This window comes from Treponema sp. B152 (genome assembly GCF_024181665.1).
GTDB classification, from domain to species: Bacteria; Spirochaetota; Spirochaetia; order Treponematales; family Treponemataceae; genus Treponema_B; species Treponema_B denticola.
Map to the genome: position 1 here is coordinate 820,595 of NZ_CP058668.1, position 19,514 is coordinate 840,108.

The window sequence follows — 19,514 nt, forward strand, 5'->3', positions numbered from 1 at the left end:
TTTAACCTAGAATTTTATTTGTATAATAGCTTTAAATTTTCCTATCTTTACTTTTTCAAGAGGATGAGCGTATTCCATACCGATATTTGCGGCTGTGCTTATGGTCATATAAAGTTTGCCGTAAACCGACTGATAAATATCGGCCGTGTTTTTTCCTGCGTCTAAAAAGTTAAAGATTGCTCTGTATCCTGTTGTAATATTTAGCCTGTTAAAAAATATTGGAAGCCATGAACTTCCTGTTTGAATATCGTAACTTAAAAGACTGACCTCTCCCTCAAAGCCGAAGCCGTAATTTAATTTTTCCGGACGGATAAGTTTTTTTACGTTTTCATATTCGCTCATATCCGGAAGATAAGAGGCCATGCCCATCAAAGCCGTGCTGTTAAAAAATCCGTAGCTGCCGGTGTGCGGAAGAGCAAAGGCATTGTACCCGAAATATGAGCTCAAGTTTAATTTAATCGGAATTATCGGAGGTCTAAAAGCTGCGTAAGCTTGAACGGCAAGGGCATTTGTTTTTGAAGGAAAATGAAAACCGTGTTTTAATCCGGCAGCCGCTTGAAGCATTATAAAATCTTTTGTAAAAAAATTCGTGTTTAACTTTTGAGAAGATTTTTGATAAGTATAAACGGCGGATAATTCTTCGGACAGGACGGGATTTCCTAATTTTTGCTCATAGAGAGTTTTTGCACTTTTGTAGGATGAGCCGAAAAAACTGAAGCCTTCAATAGATAAACCGGCTTTTCCCGAAACATTATGATAAAAAGAATTTAAGGGTAAGAGCAATTCGCTTTCTATGCTGCTTCCGATTTTTCTATATTTAAAGGATTTATTTTCATCATAAAATTTAATCCGGATATCGGCAGGCCTTGTTGCTGCTTTAAATAAAATTGAAGTTTCATAAAAAAAAGGTTTAAAATAAAAAAGAGAAAGAGTTTCAAAATATAAAAAATTTGTAGGATCATTCCAATATAATTTTATACCGATCGGTACGGTTTTGTTTTCTCCTAAAAGTCCCGAAAAATCAATGATGGGCAGGGGAAAGGGTTTATGTATCCACGAAAAATAATTATACTTATCCTTTGTTAAAATATCGGTATTAGGAATTTTTGTTTTTATTTCTTGAGCCGAAATATCGAGCAGTTTTAAAGATACATTCCTTTCAGTAAAAAGTGAAGAATCCATTTTATAAAGCGAGTTGTATTTTGTAAAAACTCCGGCATAGATAATTTCATATTCGTTAGTATCTTTTTTTTGCCTTACAACAGGGAAAAAAGTACCGCCGGAAATGTCTTTTTCCAAAACCTTTAACTCATTCGTTTTTAAATTAAAAAAAGCCGACCTGTAAAGATTATCTTTACCCGCCCACGAAAAACTTAAAACAGGTTCTTCTTCCGAATTGTTGCTTTGTAAATATCTTATTGCGGGAAGAGGATTTTCAAATTCAAGTTTTTGTATTTTTTTTGAAGCCGTATCGAGTATCAGAATGTCTCGGTTTATTCCGTTGGCGGCAATGATGGCGATTTTGTTTTTGCCTGCAAATACGGGATTGTAAATAGCCGAATGGGGGAGTCCCGGCCCTGCCTTTAAAAGCCCGGTCTTGGAAAGACCTTCTTTTTTTTCAAAAGATTCTTGATCGATTAAAACAAGTTCGGAGAACTGCCCTTTTATTTCGATTCCGCAAAGCGTTTCCCCGCAAAAGGACGCATACCTTAAAGACGGAAATTCTTTACTTAAAAACTTTTTTTTCTGCATGTCAAAGATGGTTGCCCTATTGTGTTCACCGAGAGGGGTATTCACCAAATCGCTTACCAAAAGAAATTTTCCGTCTTGCGAAAAACTTAAAAAAGAAAGGGTTGGGTTCGCCGTAAAAAGTTTTTCTTCTTTTCCCGAATCGTCAAAAAATATTACGTTTTTTGTTGTAAAATCAAAACAGGCAAAGCCGTCTTTAGAGCTTGCAATAAGACTAAAACCTCCGGCTTCCTTAATCGGATTTTGAGGACTGAGAGCCTTTTCGGGAAAGTAAATAGATTCCAAAAAATTATTCCAAAGTTTATCGAGCTCTTTATTAAAAATCTTTTTTGTTTTTCCCTGAGGAAAAGAGGAAAGAGGATTAGCCCAGTATTTTACATAGGTTTCCATTCCGTAAATTTTTTGAAGATATTGGGCAAAGGCTCCGCCGTAAATATAAGGCCAAAGACCGCCCGGGTAAATATCTCTGGCTCCTGCCGCCTGTTTCCATGAAGGACTTGCATTTTCAAGCCGCCCCTGCATTAGGTGGTGCATTATCAGGGGATCGTTAAGTCTGCCCTGATCGTCTTCCGCACTTTCGTAAGAAACGGCAACACCCTCGGTAAAGGACATGGGGAGGAGGGGCAAAAAATATGTGAGCGAAATTGCATGGGTTAATTCATGATAGAGGACTTTTAAGATTATATCGCTTAAATTGCTTAGCTGACCTTCTTCCGGCAAGGTATCAAAAAGAACAATCCGGCGGTAAGGAAAAAAGGTATAATAGCCGTTTAAGGCTTCCTTTCCGCCTTCGATATAGATAGGCATTCTTTTTGGAATTTTACGGTTTAGTTTTTGAGAGATTTCTTCGGCATAATTGTCCGCATGCTCCGAAATCAAGGCTGCCGTCTTTTCCGATACCGGAGAATAAATTATATCGAAATACTTGGTTTTTTGAACAAAAAGATTTTGAGCATTTAGCTGTATAAATGCACAGGTTAAAAAGGAAATAAAAAAGGTGAATTTTATTTTGCATTGCATATTCTGCAATTATGCGTAAAAAAACTTAGGCTGTCAAGTCGAGTACAGCTGCAGGAAGGGGGGTGCCTCCGTATCCTATGTTTTCGGTTTGTACCATCGTGTTTTTGATTTGATTGTGGTAGTAATCCAAAAGCCCGTCTATTTGATTTTCGCTTATTTCCGATTCGAGTTGAGCTGCTGCAGATTCAGTAAGTTTTGCTTTTTGAGCTTCATTGGTTTTCATGGATACAAGTTGGTCGATTATTGAGTTTAAGATTCTGAGCTTGTCGATACTCATGCCCGATTGACCCTGAGCTTGAGCAAAACCCGAAACATATTTAAAATGGGCGTAGAGGACTTGGCTTGCCTTGACGGGCACAAAGGCTCTTCCGCCTGCCGAAATCCTAGGCATTGCAATTTGGGAAAGAGCTTGAAGCGGTGAACTGTTTGAAACCATCTATTCCTCCAATAAGCGGTTTGTTTACAAACCGCATACTCCATACACTTAGATTATCGGAATTTTTAGAATTGCCTTTAAGCGAATAAAATTTTATTTTTCCGTCAAGTTTATTGAAGATTTTGTTTTTTTGTGATATTATATACTGATATTTGTAATTGTAATGCTTATTTTTTTGGAGAAATTATGTTAAAAAATGATGGCGTAAACGAGAAGGTTAAATTCTCAATCGGTGCTAAACTGATAATTATTATTTCGATTTTGGTTGTGTTTTCTCTGGGTACTATAACAGGCCTTGTTACATGGTTTGTAGGCGAAGATATTCAAACTATGTCTGAAGAAAGCAACAGGACGGTAAATTTTCAAGCCGGAGCTGCGGCAGAAAAGGAGCTTTTGTCGATAAAGGCCAATGCTTTTTTGTTCTTGGATGTTCTTAACTCAACGGAAACCGGGTCAGGCATAGCAAAGCAGACTGCCGATTTTTATTTTGAAAGAAACCCTCAGGTAGCGGCTGTTTTGGTTACCGATGCAAGAATGAATAAGCGTATTTATCGAAAACTCGTTAGTACCAATTTTTTTCTTTCCCGTGAGTTGGATTATTCCGCCATTGATGAATTTATCGAAAACGAAATGGATACGGCTATTCAGGCGGAAAAAGGCATAGAGCAGGTTATAAATGCTTCTCCGTTTTTTGGAGAGTCCGTCCTTGTTCTTTTTTATCCTTATAGGGAAAAGGGCTTGGATCAAGGGTTGGTAATCTTCTTTTCGGCTGAGACCCTATCCGAGAATATAGGTACGGGAAAACTTCAAACAACCTATCTTGTAAATAACTTAGGTGATATTTTGATTCATCCCGATTTTGAGCTTACCAAAAACGGAATTAACATAAGCGATTCAAAACTCTTTATAGAAATGCGCGAAAAAGGCGACATGAACAGGCAAATCCTTTTTACCGACAAGGAAGGGAAAAAACAGTTCGGTGCATATAGAAAAATTTCGATAGCCGATCTTGCTGTTTTGACTACAGCCGAGGCCGATAAGGTTTTGGAACCCGTAGTCAGGTCAACCTTTAAAAATGTTACTTTAGGCGTTGCGGTTTTAGCTCTTGCAATCCTTTTTATCTGGTTTTTCTCAAAATCAATCAGCTCTCCGGTTAAGGCTCTTGCCTCGGCAGCAGGTGAAATAGAGCAGGGGAATTATGAGCTTGATCTAAAGGCTAAAACGAAGGATGAAATAGGCCTTTTGACAAACAGCTTTGTAAGAATGGGCAAGGGCTTGGCTGAAAGAGAAAGACTCAAGGATTCTTTCGGCCGCTTTATAAACAAGGAAATTGCAGAGCTTGCTATGAAGGGTGAGCTTGCACTGGGAGGCGAAACAAAGGAAACTACCATTTTCTTCTCGGATATACGCTCCTTTACGGCAATTTCCGAAAAACTTGAACCGAATGAGGTTGTAGAATTCCTCAACGAATACATGACCCAGATGGTAGAGTGCGTAAACGATACCCATGGTGTAGTAGATAAATTTATAGGCGATGCCGTTATGGCTGTTTGGGGAGCTCCTACAAGTGCAGGAGATCCGAGAGAGGATGCTCTTAACTGTATAAGGGCTGCTTTAAGGATGAGAGCCGCCTTAATTATATTCAATCAAGGAAGGGGAGGCGACAAAAAACCTATAATCCGCATAGGCTGCGGTATTAACTCAGGCCCTGTCGTTGCAGGTCAGATAGGTTCCAAAAAGAGGATGGAATATACGGTAATAGGCGATGCCGTAAACTTGGCCTCCCGTACAGAAGCCTTAAATAAACCTCTTGGAACGGATATTCTTATTACCGAAAACACTTATCGGCTTGTAAAAGATAAGGTCTTGGTTGAAGAAATGCCCTCGGTTACGGTTAAAGGAAAATCGGCTCCTTTAAGAATGTTTGCGGTTATCAATATGCCTGAAGAAACGGGCATTCCCGGAGCGGGAGAAAAAGGCCCCAAGACTTTGGCACAAATTAGAGCAAAATTAGGAATTCCTACTCCCGATTTGAATAAGGTAGATGTAAATGAAGACGAAAAGAAATACAACATTCAAGCCCAAAACAAACAGTAATTTTTTAGACCTTGTTGTGGTCATTGTTTCTCTGGCGGTTATATCTTTAGACTTGTTTTTGTTTGTAAAGGAGCTAAACAGAACATTTGAACGCACGGATACTCCCATAGCTACCATTGAATACAAATACAAAACCGTTCAGCGTAAATTCAACGATAGAGCCGTATGGGATCGTCCCGTTCAAAATTCTTATTTATATAACGGAGATACTATAAGAACTGCAAATGAAGCCTTGGCGACAATTCATTTTTTGGGAAATGAGGGTGCAAGCAATGTAGTCGAGGTTGATTCAAATACGATGGTTCAGATTTTTGCGAAAAATGAAGAATCGGAACTTAATTTGAATTCGGGCTCGGTTTCGGCAAAAACGGCAAACAATAATCTACGTTTAAAATCGAATAATGCAGACATAAACATCGAAAAGGGCTCGGTATTGCATGTGCAAAAAGGCGATGCTGAAAGTCTTCAGCTTGCGGTAGAAGAAGGTTCCGTTTCCGTTACAGGCAGTAAAACCGGAGAAACCGAAGTTCTTGAAGCCGGTTCAGTTTTACAGCAGGGGCAGGCAGCCAAGTTAGTTATGATAAGCCCGGGTAAAAATACGAGAATCTTAAATCAATCGAGGGATGATTTAGGTATAGATATTAAGTTTAAGTGGCAATCTTCCTTTTCAAATAATGAAGAAATTTTCCTTGAAACTTCTCCTTTGAGCAACTTTAGCGTAGATACTAAAAGATATGATGTCCGAGGTTTAAAAGAATTTACCGTCAGACACGACAGTGGAGCCTTGCACTGGAGGTTGGCAGCTAAGTCAGGGTCTGAAGAAGATACCGTATCAGGGAAAGTAACGGTTATAAAGGCTCCGGCTCCGGTAAATCTTCTTCCGGAAGCCGAAAAAACCTTTGCATATAATACAAATCCTCCCCATATCAGATTTTTATGGGAAGGTAATGAGCTTTCTTCATATTACACGGTTGAAATTGCAGACAATAAGAATATGGAAAATCCCAAAGTGGTAAAGAATTCGAGTACGGAATCTTTTTCGCTTTCGGAGTTGACGGAAGGAACTTGGTATTGGCGTGTTCTTCCAAAATACGGATTCGATTCTTCATTTAAAGCTCAAGCCTCGGATGTTTCGGTTTTCAGTATAAAAAAGACCGAAGAAGCCGAGAAACCTAAACTTCTTTATATGAAAAAGGTTATGGATACCTCGAAGGGAAAGGGCCTTACCTTTTCATGGAAGCCCAATTTGGATGCGGAAAAATACAGGGTAAAAATAGCCAGAGATAAGGCGATGACCGATGTGCTTATAAACGATATAGTTATAACGAGCTATTTGGACTTAAAAGAAGCTTCAAAACTTTTGCCTAACGGTGAGTATTTTATGACCGTTGCCTCTCTTGATGCAAAAGAAAACGAAATCGGCATAAGTGATGTTGCTTCCTTTATAACTATGGACTCCGAGATTATTTTGCGTGCCGTTTTTCCGCCTAATGATTATAGCTTACTTCAGCCTCTGACAGGAGACACCTTCTTTACATGGAAGAGTAATTTCGATTCGGATCAGATTTTTCAGGTTTCGGATACCGAAGATTTTAAAAAAATTACAGTTAATAAGTCTGTCAAAGGTTTAGGAATTGATGGAATTGTTTTGCCCGAAGGAAAATGGTATTGGCGTGTATGTACCGAACTGGACGGAAAGCAGTATGTATCGGACGTAAAAAAATTAAACGTTATTCCTCTTCTTGATAAGCCTGAACTGGAAAATGCAAAAAAAAGTATTGTAATAGTGCCCGGACGTAAAAGCAAATTTAACTGGAAACCGGTAGAAGGCGCAGATTACTATCAGGTAAAACTAACGGATAGAATTCCCGGCTCTAAACCTTTTTATGAAGACCTTTTTGCTTCAAAAACCGAAATAGAAATTGCTATGGGTAAATTTGAAGACGGGGATTACATATTGAATATACAGGCCTTTGCAAATGCAACATTGACTTCAAGCCGAAAATTTGGAAAGTCACAGGCACACGGCTTTACGGCAAAACATTTGAGGCCTGTAGAACTGTTAAAACCTGCCGAAGGTGCAAAGATTGACGGTATAGAAGCCGCTCTTAATCCTTCTCAGGCAGAGTGGTCGTCCGTTCATCCGCCTTTAGGTGTCGAATTTATTTTGGAAAAGGTAGGCGTACGCGCTCCCGTTTTTGCTTTAAAAGATGCGGGGTATAAGGTGCAGCTTCCGCCTTTAGTATCAGGAAAATACCGCTGGAAGGTTATAGCCGAAACCGAGGACGGATTCGATATTTCGTCGGAAAAATATTCCGCATTTACGGTTTTGCCCATACCGCCTCTTCCAAAGGCAAGGTTTGTATTCCCGGGCGAAAAAGAAGTCTTAGGAATTCCTTTCTTTTCTTCACATCGAAGTATAGTCTTTAAGTGGAAGCCTGTTGATAAGGCTACTCATTATGTTATGAAAATATATAACGAAAAAAACAAAGTAATTGCAAGCACCGAAATTAAAGCAAAATCGGGAGCAGAGGATCTTGTTTATGAATTTAAGGATTTAAGCAGATTATCGCGCGGTGCATTTTTTATAGAAGTTATTGCGGAACGGCGTTTGGACAGCGGATTGGTTTTTCAAACCGGAACCCCTTCAAGAAAACGCTTTGATATCGATTTACCTAAAAAAGATAATGTAGAAACTGATGAAACGGGAGTCCTTTATGGAAGATAAAAGAATATTTACCAGGAATTTAGTGATTTTATTTTTGCTGCTTTTGTTCCCTTTGGGAGTTTTTGCTCAAAAGGTTGAAGATAAAAATCAAAATGCTGAAAAAAATAATGAAGTAAAGAAAAATTATATTATTGAAACGGAAGGAAAAACAACGGTTTTTTATCAAACGCTTTCTTGGGAAAATGTAGAAGGTATTTTGCATTTTGAATTCGAGCTTGAAAAAAAAGAAAAAAATGGCAAGTGGGTTATTATAGATAAAAAGAAATTAAAGAAAAATTCTCTTGATGTTTCCTTACCTGCCGGAAAGTACCGATACAGGATAAAGGTTATAAACCTTCTAGGTCAGGTGGATGCGGTAAGTGCAGACCGTTATTTTGACATTCTTGTGGCCTATCAACCTGAGACTTCTTCCGTTTCACCTGCTGCAATCTATTTTGATGAAGAATATAGCGATGTGGTAAGTCTTTCAGGCAAGAATTTCAGGGAAGAAACTACCTTTGCGCTTAAAAAGGAAGGCGGAGCTCCTATTTTGGGCAAAATTTTAGAGATAAGCCCTGACGGAACTAAGGCAAAAATAAGTTTTAATATGTTGAGAATCAATCCGGGACAATATGAATTTGTTGTTACCGACCCAAGCGGTTTAAAAGATTCAAAACAGAAAATGATATTTAAATTTCAAAAACCTATTGATATTTTTCTGTCAGGCGGTTATGCCTTTAACGGCTTTGCAGGGAACAAGCTTTTTAAAGAATACTTTGGAAAAAATTTTGCCGCCTTAAGCGGTGTTTTAAGGTTTAGTTTTGTGCCTATAAAGCGTTCCTATGGAAATTTCGGCTTTAACTTTACCGGTTCGGGAATGTACTTAAGAAAAAAAGACTCGGATTATACCCTGTCTGCAGGTCTCCTTTTAGCCGGTATACAGGCCGTCTACATGAAACCTATAATAAGGCACCGCCTCAATTTTGATGCTCATTTAGGTTTCGGCACTGCATTTGTGGTAAATACACAATTTGTTTTTCCCGAGTTTAAAAGCCCAAAATCATGGTATTGGGGTTTGACAATGAATTTAGGCACAGCCTTGCAGGTTTATGTTTATAAAAAATTATATATCGAAGTAAATCTCGATCATATAATTCCGGTTAGAACAGGTTTCCCCAAATACATAGCACAGCCATCGCTCTCTGTAGGGTGGGAATTCTAGCATTGGAGTTTTTTATGAAAAAAATTTTGCGAATTTTAATAATTTCAGCGGTATTGCTGACAACTGCCATTGTATTTACAAGCTGTAAACAATTTATAGACAATCCTGAAGAATTCCTAGGCTACTGGTCTAGCGAAGTTGTCCCTATTGACTTCAGTATTGATAAGCCCTATCAAATAAGTAATGACGGAGCACTGTGCATACCGTCAGCAGACGATGTAAAGCTTACAGTTAAACTGCGTAATCCGAGAAACTTTGCCCTAATTATGCCGACCTCCGCTTTCAATGCGGGGAAAGTTATCAATTTCCCCGGGTTTCCTTCAGATCAGCAGCCTGGATACAATACGGACTACACCTTTACACAGACAGGCGATATGCTCGAACTCACATACAAAGACACATTTTTAAAAGCCCACGAATGGAGCAACGGCAGCATAGGTCCCGAAATTACCCTTACTTCCACGGACGGCAGAAAGTTCGGTAAAAAGTTCAGCTTGAATATTGAAGTAAACACAGCCCCGCCGGATGTCGGGAATATAACGATAGCGAAAGATGGGGTACATTATGTTTTGTGTTTTACGGTGGACGATTCGGCTATGAATACAACCATACCGGGTGGAAAGCTGCACAAAGATTTAGGCCTTGTCATTACTAGAGAGGGCGGAGAAACGAAGAAAATACCGCTTCCCATAGGAAGTTCCGGATTTGCTGTAGACTCGGCTGCCGAACTTTTGCCGGCAGCTTCGCAGATTACTGATCCTGTCCCCACAGGAACCTGGAAGGTCTATTTTAAAACCGATACAAGTCTTACGCAAAGCACGCTTCCCCAAAAATACACAGTCCGGCTGATCGACAGAAAAGGCCTTTCTTCCGCGCCAAAAGAAGCGCATACTTTAGGTTATATCCCTGATTTAAACGATGCCGGTACAGCATGGAAAAATCTAAAAAAAGCCGTCGAGAGTGCAGAGGCCGGCGGCGTTATAACCGTCATGGGTAATGTTAAAGCAACAAACGCTCCCGGCAACAACGGTGCAATCAATGTAAAAAAAAGCCTTACTATAAAAGGCAAAATCGGAACAACACTCGATGCAAATAAAAGTGCGTTACTTTCAAACGCTCACCGCATATTCACCGTAATGGGAAATAAGACGGAACTCACGCTCGAAAACTTGACGCTCAAAAACGGTTATGCAAACCCGGGCGGTTCCATGGACTACAAATACGGCGGTGCCATTGACGGTGCCGGAATAAAAACCTTGACGCTTAAACACTGCACTATTGAAGACTGTACAGCATATGGCGGAGGCGGTATATTTTTGGCCGGCAGAGTAGAGACAGTACTTGAAAGTTGTACCATTACGGGCTGTACGGCAACCGGCGCTGCCGGAGGGGCAATCTATGCCGGCAATAGTTACGACGAGCAGCCGGTTGTCCACATTAAAGGCGGCTTAATCAAAGGTAACAAAGGATATATAACAGGCGGTGCTATCGATATTGCCCGAGGAAGCCTGTATATCGAGAAGGATAAAGACAATAATCCAACAAAAATAGAAAATAATACGGTTATAGCGTCGGGCGGACAAGGCAACGGAGGCGGCGGTATAAGCTACTATTGGGACGCAGCCAAACCCGGCGAGCTTAAAATAGAAAACGCAGAAATCACAAACTGCAATATCAAGTATAACTCCTCTGGCGACGGAAAAGCACATGGGGCAGGCATCTATGTTTACGGAAACGGAAAGGTGTCTTTATCAAACGTAACACTAAACCAATGCGGGTTTACCGGTGAAATCCTCGGCAACGAGTTCAACCAAAAACAGGGCGGCGGCATTTGTCTTCGAAAGGTGTCAACGGCAACTATTAAAGGCTGTACTATTGAGAATAGCACAACCGCCAACGAAGGCGGCGGGATCTATGCTACGGACACTAACCTAACGATAGAAAATACCAAAATTAAAAACAATCAGGTAGAAAAAAAAGGCGGGGGACTTTTTTTTCAGGTAGCTTCTGCCGATGTAAACCTCATTATAAAAGGGACCACTGAATTCGAGAACAACAATGTAAATCTTAGTTCTGGCGATAGTTGGGGCGGAGGTATTTATATGAAAGGCGCCAACAGCCAATCCGTAAAGGCAATTATGACAGGCGGCAAATTCGTATCAAATGGAGCACATGACGGCGGCGGCATATATATCGATAGTTATGCTGCGTTTACCATGATAGGCGGCTCATTGAATAATAACACAGTGCCGACAACCTCCGGCGGTGAAGGATGTGCAGTGTACATTAATAACAACGGAGCCTTTATATGGGAGGGCGGTACTATTACGGGACATACGGTAAATCATGTTATTGAAGGAAACGGTACATTTACAAATAACTCTGGCAATACGGCAAGCTGAAAAATCAGTAAATAATAGGAAATGGGGTAATTGTTGGCTGTACTAAGCCTTTTTGCGGGACGAGTTCCCATCTGTGCCCTGGAGCGTCTTCCTTTCCTAAATAAAAAACTTTGACGAGGAGGAATATATGACAAAATTTAAAACTCACAAAAAGAAGGGAGCCGCGGCAATCATCACAGCCGCAGTTTTGGCGCTCATTGCGCTGTTCGGTATGGCTGCGTGCTCGAATGCGGCGCAATCCGGTACGGGAACAGACGGAAGTACGGCACCGCCCGCAGCTCCCTTTGTCGAAGGCGATGCCTCGCTCATCTTAAGCCCCGATAAGCTCGTCATCAACGTTAGGGTAAGAACCGCTGACGGTACCACCGTTACAGTTGAAGGCTGCGAAGAAACAACGCTTACAAGCAGCGGTACTGAAACCGTGCTGCACGCAAAAGGAACAACCGTTATCCTCAAAGGCAATATCACCGAGTTGGACTGCAGCTGGAATAAGCTAACCGAGCTTAACGTGCAGGGCTTAACTGCTTTGCAAGAGCTGTTCTGTCATTTCAATCAGCTCACCGAACTTAACGTGCAGGACTTAACCGCTTTGAAATACTTGGCGTGCCACGGCAATCGGCTTAATGCAGAAGCCTTTACCAAGCTTTTTAATGATTTACCGAAGCAGGCGAATAGTGATCGTGCAAATTGCGTTCTTTATATCGAAAAGCCCGGCTTTATCGACGACAACCATACTGATTTTACCGCTCCGCCGGATTTAGCAGCGTCCTTTAATAATGCAAAAACGGTAAAGAAGTGGAAGATGTATATGTATAAGGTTAATGGAATCAAGAATTGGGTTGAGCTTTAACGTTGCGTTCTAGCGTTTCATAGCGTTATATGCGAGCCTCTCGAATGCCTTCATGAGAATGGCTCGTATCGGGCGGATCGAAGGTACCTCGAAAGGTAATTGGTATCAAAGCTATATCAAAGTTTTTTAGCTTCATAAGTTTGGCTGTTTATTTCTTAGGTTCATAAAAAAATTACTTTGCGAAGTTGAGCGTGAGCTCAACGCTTTGCGCTCGCTGCGGTTAAATAAAGGAATAGAAACCGCAATGGTCCGAAAAAGGGTCTTAGCCTCGAAGCTTTGCCGGCTGTACTTCCCCTAATTTACAGTTTTTCAATCTCTTCTTCGGGAAGGCCTGTAACCTGCATAATTTTTTGTATCGAGTCTCCCAACTGTTTTAATATTGTAGCTGTTTCTATTGACTTTTGCTTTAAGCCTTCCGAAAAACCTTTATACCTAGCGTCCATCTCAAAAGTAGACATTAATCTATATTCTTGTCTTGCCTGTTCATTTTGTTTTACTGTTTGTATCATTTCTTCTATCCTCCTTGTAAATTCACTCTTTGTTTTGCCGGTTTTAAGATATTCTAAAAATTCCTTTAATTCTTTGTTTTCGGTGTTCTTAAATGCCTCTGCGTTTATTATAACCTCTAAATGGGGAAGGGACAACCCCCCGTTCCCTTACGGGCTTTTCAAGTCAGGGCGGTGGTTTTACCTCGAAACTCCGTTGGTTGTGCCCCTTCCCCTTTGACCCCATCCCTTTTTACCTTGAAGCTCCGCTGGTTGTACTCGCGCTGCCAAAGGACTTGCAGCCCTTTGGAATCCCGCATTGTTAAATCTTCAAACATTTTTAATCATTTGTATTCTCCTATTTTTTTCACATTTTCCCTATAAAAACTTTTTGCAGTAAATATCAGAGCCTTTCGGCTCTGTTCTGTAAGGAAATTTTTCATCGTATCCGCTAAAGCGGATAGCAAATCAATTTGCGAAAAAAGTTTTTTCCGTGCTTTTGCAACAAAGTGAAAAAGCACATATAATAATGCGACGTTTGTCGAAAGGCAAACTCGGCAGATAAACAGTGAGGCTGAATTCCTGCCGAACTGTTTATCATACCTCCCCATTATATTTATAGAAAATATTTGAAAAAAATAGTAAATTAGAAAAAAAATCATTTGCGAAGTTGAGCGTGAGCTCAACGCTTTGCGCTCGCTGCGGTTAAATAAAAAAACTGCCCTTACAAAAATGATGGAAATGTGGTATAATATTTAAAAATTGTGCATCCTTGCACAATTTTTAACTCGAGTTTTGAGCCTTGCTCAAAACATCGTAAGGTTTAAACCACCGCCATCCGTGGCGGAATAGGGAGGCTTTTTATGCATACAATGACTATGACAAATAAAGTGTATCAAGCATTGGAACTGGCGGTAAAAATTACCGGAGCGGCTAAAGATACCGTCTTGGAAAATGCCCTAAGCCGCTATCTTGCCGAATTGCAGGAAGATGCCGAAGATGCTCAGCTTGCCGAAAAAGCGTGGAATGACTTTGAGAAAAGTGGGGAAAGGACATATACCATTGCTGAAATGCGGTGTGAGTTGGGACTATGAAAGTCATCTTGACGGAAACATTTAAAAAGCAACTAAAAAAATTGGACGCGGTAATCTCAAAGCGTGTTTTAGATTACCTTGAACAGATAGAACTTCTTGATAATCCGCGTTCCCGCGGAAAAGCACTTACTTCAAATCTTTCAGGACTATGGAGGTACCGAGTCGGTAATTACCGTATTTTGTGCCGTATAAATGATGTTATACGCACAAGCCAATGGCTTGGATATTTTTTGTTTATTAGGGCAAAGTAGGAAGCGGTTGTATTAAAGCTGGCACGGAAGAAAAAAATCAAGTAAAACAAAGAGGCGATTGAAAAATGGTTTCAAAAATATAATATAAACTATAAAAATTTTATAAAAAGGAAGATTAATGAAAAAAATATTTTTTCTAACAGTAGTATATTGCTCACTACTAATTTCTTGTAAAAATAATTCCGATGGTAAAAAACTCAGTTATGATGGAAAAATATTGACCGAACAGTTAACACAAAGAGAATTTGATTACTCTAAAGCTAAAGAAGAATTAAATCGTGAGCGAACAGATTCACGAATTCCTTTTACAATGAATTTTTATGGTTGTTTGGGAAAACCTGTTTTAAAAGCGGAAGGGAATAATGACGTATATGTAATGTTAGATTCAGGTTCTACACGGAACTGGTTTTATTATTCTTTATTAGAAAAGATTAATGTGACTGAAGATGATTTCATACAAAAAGTAGTTGAATATATCAAACAGAATGAACTAGAGCTGATAAAGAATCATCCTTCAGAAAAAGAAGTTGCTCAATACTTAAAAAACGAATGGTCTAATTATAATCTTAATTATCTAGCTTCCGTATCTTTTGGAGACATTTCTCTGCGATATGATCCTAATGTTAGTGAAACTTTTGATGGAGTTATCGGAGCTGAATTTCTATTGAATTATGACAGAGTTACAATAGACTTTATCAATCAATATATTATTTTAAATGACGAAAAACTTGATGGTGCTGCTTTAAAAATGTATCAAAGTCCTAATGATGAATTTGATATTTATTTTGAATATAGAGGACAACCTGAATTCGGAATGATTGATACAGGTAATTATGGGTTTACTCCAAGACATAATTTTGGAGATAGAAATCAACAATATGATATAAATGATTATTCAAATTATGGATATGGCTATAAAGATAAAGTTCCTATTACACCAAGAGTAATGTATTCTTATAATGATATAAAAATAGGTGAGGTTATTTACAACAATATGAATGGTGCTTATTCAACAATAAAAGGCTCTGGTTTTAATAAAGGAGCACAATCTCATATGATGAAACTAAATGGGCTTGGTAATGTTTTTTTCTATAACCATATAATTCAATTTGATTTTGTAGATATGCAGTTTATTATTAAATAACAATACAAACAGGAATGTATTTGAATATAAAAAAAGGGATTTGTATTCGTGAAGCAGAAAATTCATCTGTTTAAGAAAGAATATTAGTTGGACGCTCTCATAGATCCGCTAGTTTTTTAATTTAAAATATAATACAAATAAATAAGGTGTATAACAAATGGCAATAACAATGATAACAACTCTTATGCTGATGGTGTTTTATTTTCTTTTGTTGTATGGAGGTGTGGCTTTTGTTCAAAACAAGAAGTTTTTTTCTTCAGCCCCCAAAGAGGTTTATGATGCTGTTCCTGACCGAAAAGAAAGATTTCACGGTGCACATATAATCGGTTGGATTATAATTGCAATTGCTTTTCTTATCCTTTTTGGTGCATTTATACTTGGAGCATGGGACGGAATTCATAATAATTTTAATTTTATTGAATTTTTCATAAGATTTTTAATTATGCTTTACGGAATGGAAACTTTCGATATTGTGTTTTTCGATTGGGTTCTTCTCTGTCATTCAAATTTCTTTCCTCATTTTTATCCGGAAGTTAAGGATATGGTAGGTTCGCATTTATTTGGATATAATTGGAAAACACATGTTATGCATTACATTATATATATTCCGATTTGCGCCGCACTAGCGTGGATATGTACTTTGTTTTAGGAAGCTCATTTGTTATGGAAAAAGAATTAAGATTATTAGTACAAGATAAATGAAAGACGTCTAACACCCGCTTCAACCTGACATTTGTTTTGTCATAAAACTTGCTTAATATGCCTATACGGCACCGCAAGTTTTACGCCAACTTTGCCTCGCTATACGCTTCGGCAAAGACACAAATGCAGGTCAAGCGGATGATAGATTGATTATTACAGTCATTGAAATCGGACATCGCTCAACGGTGTATCGATGAGCGGTCTCAGCCAAGAAAAAGTGGAAGCGATTAATTAATTGCCAGCGGATAGCCTCGATTTTTCATAAGTTTGGCTGTTTCTTTTTTAGTTTCACAAAAGAATACTTTGCGAAGTTGAGCGTGAGCTCAACGCTTTGCGCTCGCTGCGGTTAAATAAAAAATAAACTGCAGAGAGGGCGGCTTACTTTTCGGGCAGGCTGTCCAGTGGTTTTTCTTCTTCAGGGGCCTTTGAGATAAAACATCCTTTTTCGTTATTTCTGTGCTGAACAATTATCCGAGCATCAGGATTTTCTCTTTCTTTAATTCCGCTCATTAAAAGGGGATATATTTTAGCCTCTTTTTTGGGGCTTCTGTTAAAGATTAGGATCAAGGCCTCGTCTTTAAAAGCATCCATCATGTAAAAATCGCCGTCCCCGTCGCCTGCTATTAAAACGGGAGACTTGTTTTGGTGTTTCGGGGCAAGGACTCTTTTTATTGCTTCGGCCTTTCCCTCTTTTCTTGTTGCAGGAATCGAGGTGTCGTCTATAACGGTAAGCTTTTTATTTTCATCAAGGAGCCTTCTTCTTCCGAAAACGTTTTTACTGTCCAGCTTATATCCGTATTTTGGGTTGGATGCAAAAACGCGGACATTGTCTTCTTGGGAGGCTGAGCAAATATAGACTTCGATTCCGTTTTTCCTTAAAGCCGAAAACAAGTCTTGCATTTCTTCTTGAACGCGTAAGCCCTTTCTATAGCCGCCCTCTACTTCTCCGGCTCTTCCTTTTAAAACCGATGAAGATCTTACCTTATAAGTTTTTATTTCGTCTTTCAGGCCTTGGTCTATCGCCGTTTCGGTAAGGGCCGAAAGTTCTTCTATCGTCATACCGGTGCTTACGGATTGGCCGATGTCCACACCGCAAAGGGAGGCTGCTCCCCGCATTAAAACGAGCATCTTAGCCTTAAAATCTATAAACTCTTCGGTCAATGTAATTTCTGCAAGGCTCATTTTTCCGCTAAAACCCAAATAATTTTTATATAGAAACTCGTAGCGTTCGTTTAGATCGTCGGAAAGTTCTCCGGCAGTTAAGGCTCTGCCTTCAAGGTTTATTGTATGGGGCAAAATCTCATCTTGAGGAATTCCCGCCCTTATGGTTTGATTAAATTCTTCGGGGTTTAAATTAAAACAAAGATTTTCAATTTGGTACACAAAAAGATTATCCTGCGTGTCATAAAAAATTGAAGTAAAATCCCAGTCAAAAACGGCATAATTTCCGTTAAAGGCCTTTTCTCTTATCAGTTTTTCAAGCCTCTTTTTATTTTGAGGCTCCCAGTTTCCTGTTTTTAAAATTAAAGCGTCATCGTTAAGCATAATGGCATTATGAATAAATTGCAAAATAAAGTCAATCGGAGGGGGAAGAATAAGCATCTATAAAAATATCTGTTTTTTGAGAACATTATAAATAGCCCTTTTCAAAATTGTGTCATTGTGATACACTTACATTTATGAAATGTGTTGTTTTTACAGGAGGCGGAACGGGGGGGCATATTTTTCCCGGACTTGCCGTTGCAGAGGCTTTGAGATCTTCTTTGGAATGCAGAATAGTCTGGATCGGCTCTGCTAAGGGGGTTGACCGCAAAATAGTTGAATCTTCCGAGCTTTACTCGGCTTCTCCTTCAGTTCTTGAATTCATAGGTATTCCTGCCGGAAAATTGAGGCGGTATTTTAGTTTTCAAAACTTTATAGATGTTTTTAAGGTTGCGGCAGGCTTTATAAAGTCCTTTTTTATTCTTTTAAAGTTAAAACCTGTTTTTGTTTTTTCTAAGGGCGGCTTTGTTTCGGTTCCTCCCTGTGCCGCTGCAAAATTCTTAAAAATTCCGGTTATCACTCACGAGTGTGATTTTTCGCCCGGCCTTGCAACAAGGATTAATTCTAAATTTGCAAACCGTATTTTGGTTTCATATCAAGAAACAGCGGAGCTTTTGCCGGCTTCTCTCCGTTCAAAGGTTATATGTACGGGAAATCCCGTCCGCTTAAGTTTTTATTCGGGCAGGCCAGAAAAGGGGCGTTCTTTTTTAAACATAAAATCGAACTTACCTGTTTTGTTTGTTTTAGGCGGAAGTCTCGGTGCAAGACAGTTAAACGATTTGATTTCCGATTCAATCGAATATCTTGTAAAGCATTTTGTTGTGGTTCATCAGATTGGGGAAGCCAATATGGATCAGGGACAAAAAATTAAAGAAGGCCTTTTAAAGTCCTCCCCCGAATTTGCAGAAAACTATAAACCCTATCCCTTTATAAAAAAGGAGATGGCCGATGTTTTAAGCCTTTCTTCGATTGTGGTGTCGCGGGCAGGAGCCAATACGGTTTGGGAATCGGCAGCTGCCGGTAAGCCTATGATTTTGGTTCCTCTTGAAAAGGGAAGCTCCCGCGGCGATCAAATAGAAAATGCCGAATTCTTTAAGAAAAAAGGTTCCGCAGAAATTCTTTTGGGCGAAGATGTAAGGTCCGATATTTTTATAAAGCTTTTGCGGGATCTTGGTTTTGAAGAAAACATAAGCGGAAACGAAAGGCTAAAAAATATGGCTCAGGCTTCTGCCGCCTTGGCAGGTGAAAAACCTGCCCTCGTAATTGCTGACTTTTTAAAAAGCTTTTTTACATCTAAGAATGAAGATCTTTAAGCAGGATTAAGTGATGGAGAATAATTAAATGCGGATAGGAAGTGCCGATATAGTTTTTTTGATTATATTAAGTTTTTTTGTTATTAAGGTTACCGTAACCGGTTTTATAGACGAGTTTTTTTCAAAGGCTGCGGTTATTGTCGGCGGACTTGTAGCTTTTTTGTTTTATAAATTGCTTACCCCCGTAATTACCGATCTTCTTGGAGGAAAATCCTTATCTGCCGTGATAGCCTTTTTGATTTTATTTTTATCTACTTATTTGATTATAAAATTGGTTCAAGTTTTTTTAGGCTCCCTTTTTTCAAGCGAGTCATTAAAAAATTTGGACAGGTCATTAGGTTTTTGTCTGGGCCTTGTAGAAGGCTTGATTGTCATAGGAGTTATCCTCATGCTTATCAATATCCAAACCTTTGTTTCATTCGATAAAATATTAAGTGAAAGCATTTTTGCGAAAATCCTTTCTCCATTTATTTTAGATATTACCAAGCAGTTTTAGGGTA

The 19,514-nt window shown here is 39.2% G+C and carries 15 protein-coding genes; 11 read left to right on the top strand and 4 right to left on the bottom strand.

Going from position 1 to position 19,514, the window contains the following annotated elements; genetic code table 11:
- Window positions 1-6: 6 nt before the first annotated feature.
- Both HYB91_RS03645 and HYB91_RS03650 read right to left on the bottom strand, forming a co-directional pair.
- Window positions 7-2,769 carry a hypothetical protein gene (locus tag HYB91_RS03645; protein ID WP_002675378.1) on the bottom strand — a complete coding sequence of 921 codons (2,763 nt, stop codon included), beginning with the start codon at window positions 2,767-2,769 and terminating at the stop codon, window positions 7-9.
- Between the two features lie 25 nt (window positions 2,770-2,794).
- Window positions 2,795-3,205 carry a hypothetical protein gene (locus tag HYB91_RS03650; RefSeq protein ID WP_002675375.1) on the bottom strand — a complete coding sequence of 137 codons (411 nt, stop codon included), beginning with the start codon at window positions 3,203-3,205 and terminating at the stop codon, window positions 2,795-2,797.
- Window positions 3,206-3,391: 186 nt separating this feature from the next.
- Between HYB91_RS03650 and HYB91_RS03655 the strand changes: the two genes are divergently transcribed.
- The 5 genes from HYB91_RS03655 to HYB91_RS03675 all read left to right on the top strand — a co-directional run bounded on the left by HYB91_RS03655 (window position 3,392) and on the right by HYB91_RS03675 (window position 12,483).
- Window positions 3,392-5,302 (top strand): adenylate/guanylate cyclase domain-containing protein, encoded by a 1,911-nt coding sequence (locus HYB91_RS03655; RefSeq protein ID WP_002675372.1) that lies wholly within the window; start codon window positions 3,392-3,394, stop codon window positions 5,300-5,302.
- Window positions 5,256-8,030, top strand: coding sequence for a FecR domain-containing protein (locus HYB91_RS03660; RefSeq protein WP_002675370.1), 2,775 nt, complete (start codon window positions 5,256-5,258; stop codon window positions 8,028-8,030). Before HYB91_RS03655 ends, HYB91_RS03660 begins: the two co-directional genes overlap by 47 nt.
- The gene (locus HYB91_RS03665; RefSeq protein WP_002675368.1) at window positions 8,020-9,231 is read left to right on the top strand and encodes a hypothetical protein; all 1,212 of its coding nucleotides are present in this window, start codon (window positions 8,020-8,022) and stop codon (window positions 9,229-9,231) included. Before HYB91_RS03660 ends, HYB91_RS03665 begins: the two co-directional genes overlap by 11 nt.
- Window positions 9,232-9,245: 14 nt before the next feature.
- Entirely contained in the window at window positions 9,246-11,633 is a 2,388-nt protein-coding gene (locus HYB91_RS03670; protein ID WP_002675366.1) for a right-handed parallel beta-helix repeat-containing protein, read from the top strand.
- 127 nt (window positions 11,634-11,760) lie between these two features.
- On the top strand, window positions 11,761-12,483 hold the full coding sequence (locus HYB91_RS03675) for a leucine-rich repeat domain-containing protein (RefSeq protein ID WP_002675365.1): 723 nt from the start codon (window positions 11,761-11,763) through the stop codon (window positions 12,481-12,483).
- 299 nt (window positions 12,484-12,782) lie between these two features.
- Here HYB91_RS03675 and HYB91_RS03680 read toward each other — a convergent pair whose 3' ends face one another.
- Complete coding sequence (locus tag HYB91_RS03680) at window positions 12,783-13,127, bottom strand: hypothetical protein (protein ID WP_044901910.1); 345 nt, start codon at window positions 13,125-13,127, stop codon at window positions 12,783-12,785.
- 704 nt (window positions 13,128-13,831) lie between these two features.
- Between HYB91_RS03680 and HYB91_RS03685 the strand changes: the two genes are divergently transcribed.
- The 4 genes from HYB91_RS03685 (at window position 13,832) to HYB91_RS03700 (ending at window position 16,106) form a co-directional block, all read left to right on the top strand.
- The gene (locus HYB91_RS03685; protein WP_002669806.1) at window positions 13,832-14,062 is read left to right on the top strand and encodes a hypothetical protein; all 231 of its coding nucleotides are present in this window, start codon (window positions 13,832-13,834) and stop codon (window positions 14,060-14,062) included.
- Window positions 14,059-14,313: a type II toxin-antitoxin system RelE family toxin gene (locus HYB91_RS03690; protein WP_002675360.1), complete on the top strand. Its 255-nt coding sequence runs from the start codon at window positions 14,059-14,061 to the stop codon at window positions 14,311-14,313. Before HYB91_RS03685 ends, HYB91_RS03690 begins: the two co-directional genes overlap by 4 nt.
- Before the next feature lie 118 nt (window positions 14,314-14,431).
- Window positions 14,432-15,457 (top strand): hypothetical protein, encoded by a 1,026-nt coding sequence (locus tag HYB91_RS03695; RefSeq protein ID WP_253719634.1) that lies wholly within the window; start codon window positions 14,432-14,434, stop codon window positions 15,455-15,457.
- Between the two features lie 157 nt (window positions 15,458-15,614).
- Window positions 15,615-16,106 (top strand): hypothetical protein, encoded by a 492-nt coding sequence (locus HYB91_RS03700; protein ID WP_002675358.1) that lies wholly within the window; start codon window positions 15,615-15,617, stop codon window positions 16,104-16,106.
- 431 nt (window positions 16,107-16,537) lie between these two features.
- Here the strand turns inward: HYB91_RS03700 and HYB91_RS03705 are convergent, their stop codons facing one another.
- Complete coding sequence (locus HYB91_RS03705; protein ID WP_044910044.1) at window positions 16,538-17,704, bottom strand: HAD family hydrolase; 1,167 nt, start codon at window positions 17,702-17,704, stop codon at window positions 16,538-16,540.
- A gap of 134 nt (window positions 17,705-17,838) precedes the next feature.
- On the opposite strand from HYB91_RS03705, the gene murG reads away from it, so the two are divergent.
- Window positions 17,839-19,014 carry an undecaprenyldiphospho-muramoylpentapeptide beta-N-acetylglucosaminyltransferase gene (murG, locus tag HYB91_RS03710; protein WP_002694454.1) on the top strand — a complete coding sequence of 392 codons (1,176 nt, stop codon included), beginning with the start codon at window positions 17,839-17,841 and terminating at the stop codon, window positions 19,012-19,014.
- A gap of 28 nt (window positions 19,015-19,042) precedes the next feature.
- Window positions 19,043-19,510, top strand: a complete 468-nt coding sequence (locus HYB91_RS03715; RefSeq protein WP_002675351.1) for a CvpA family protein — start codon at window positions 19,043-19,045, stop codon at window positions 19,508-19,510.
- The last annotated feature ends 4 nt before the right edge of the window (window positions 19,511-19,514 follow it).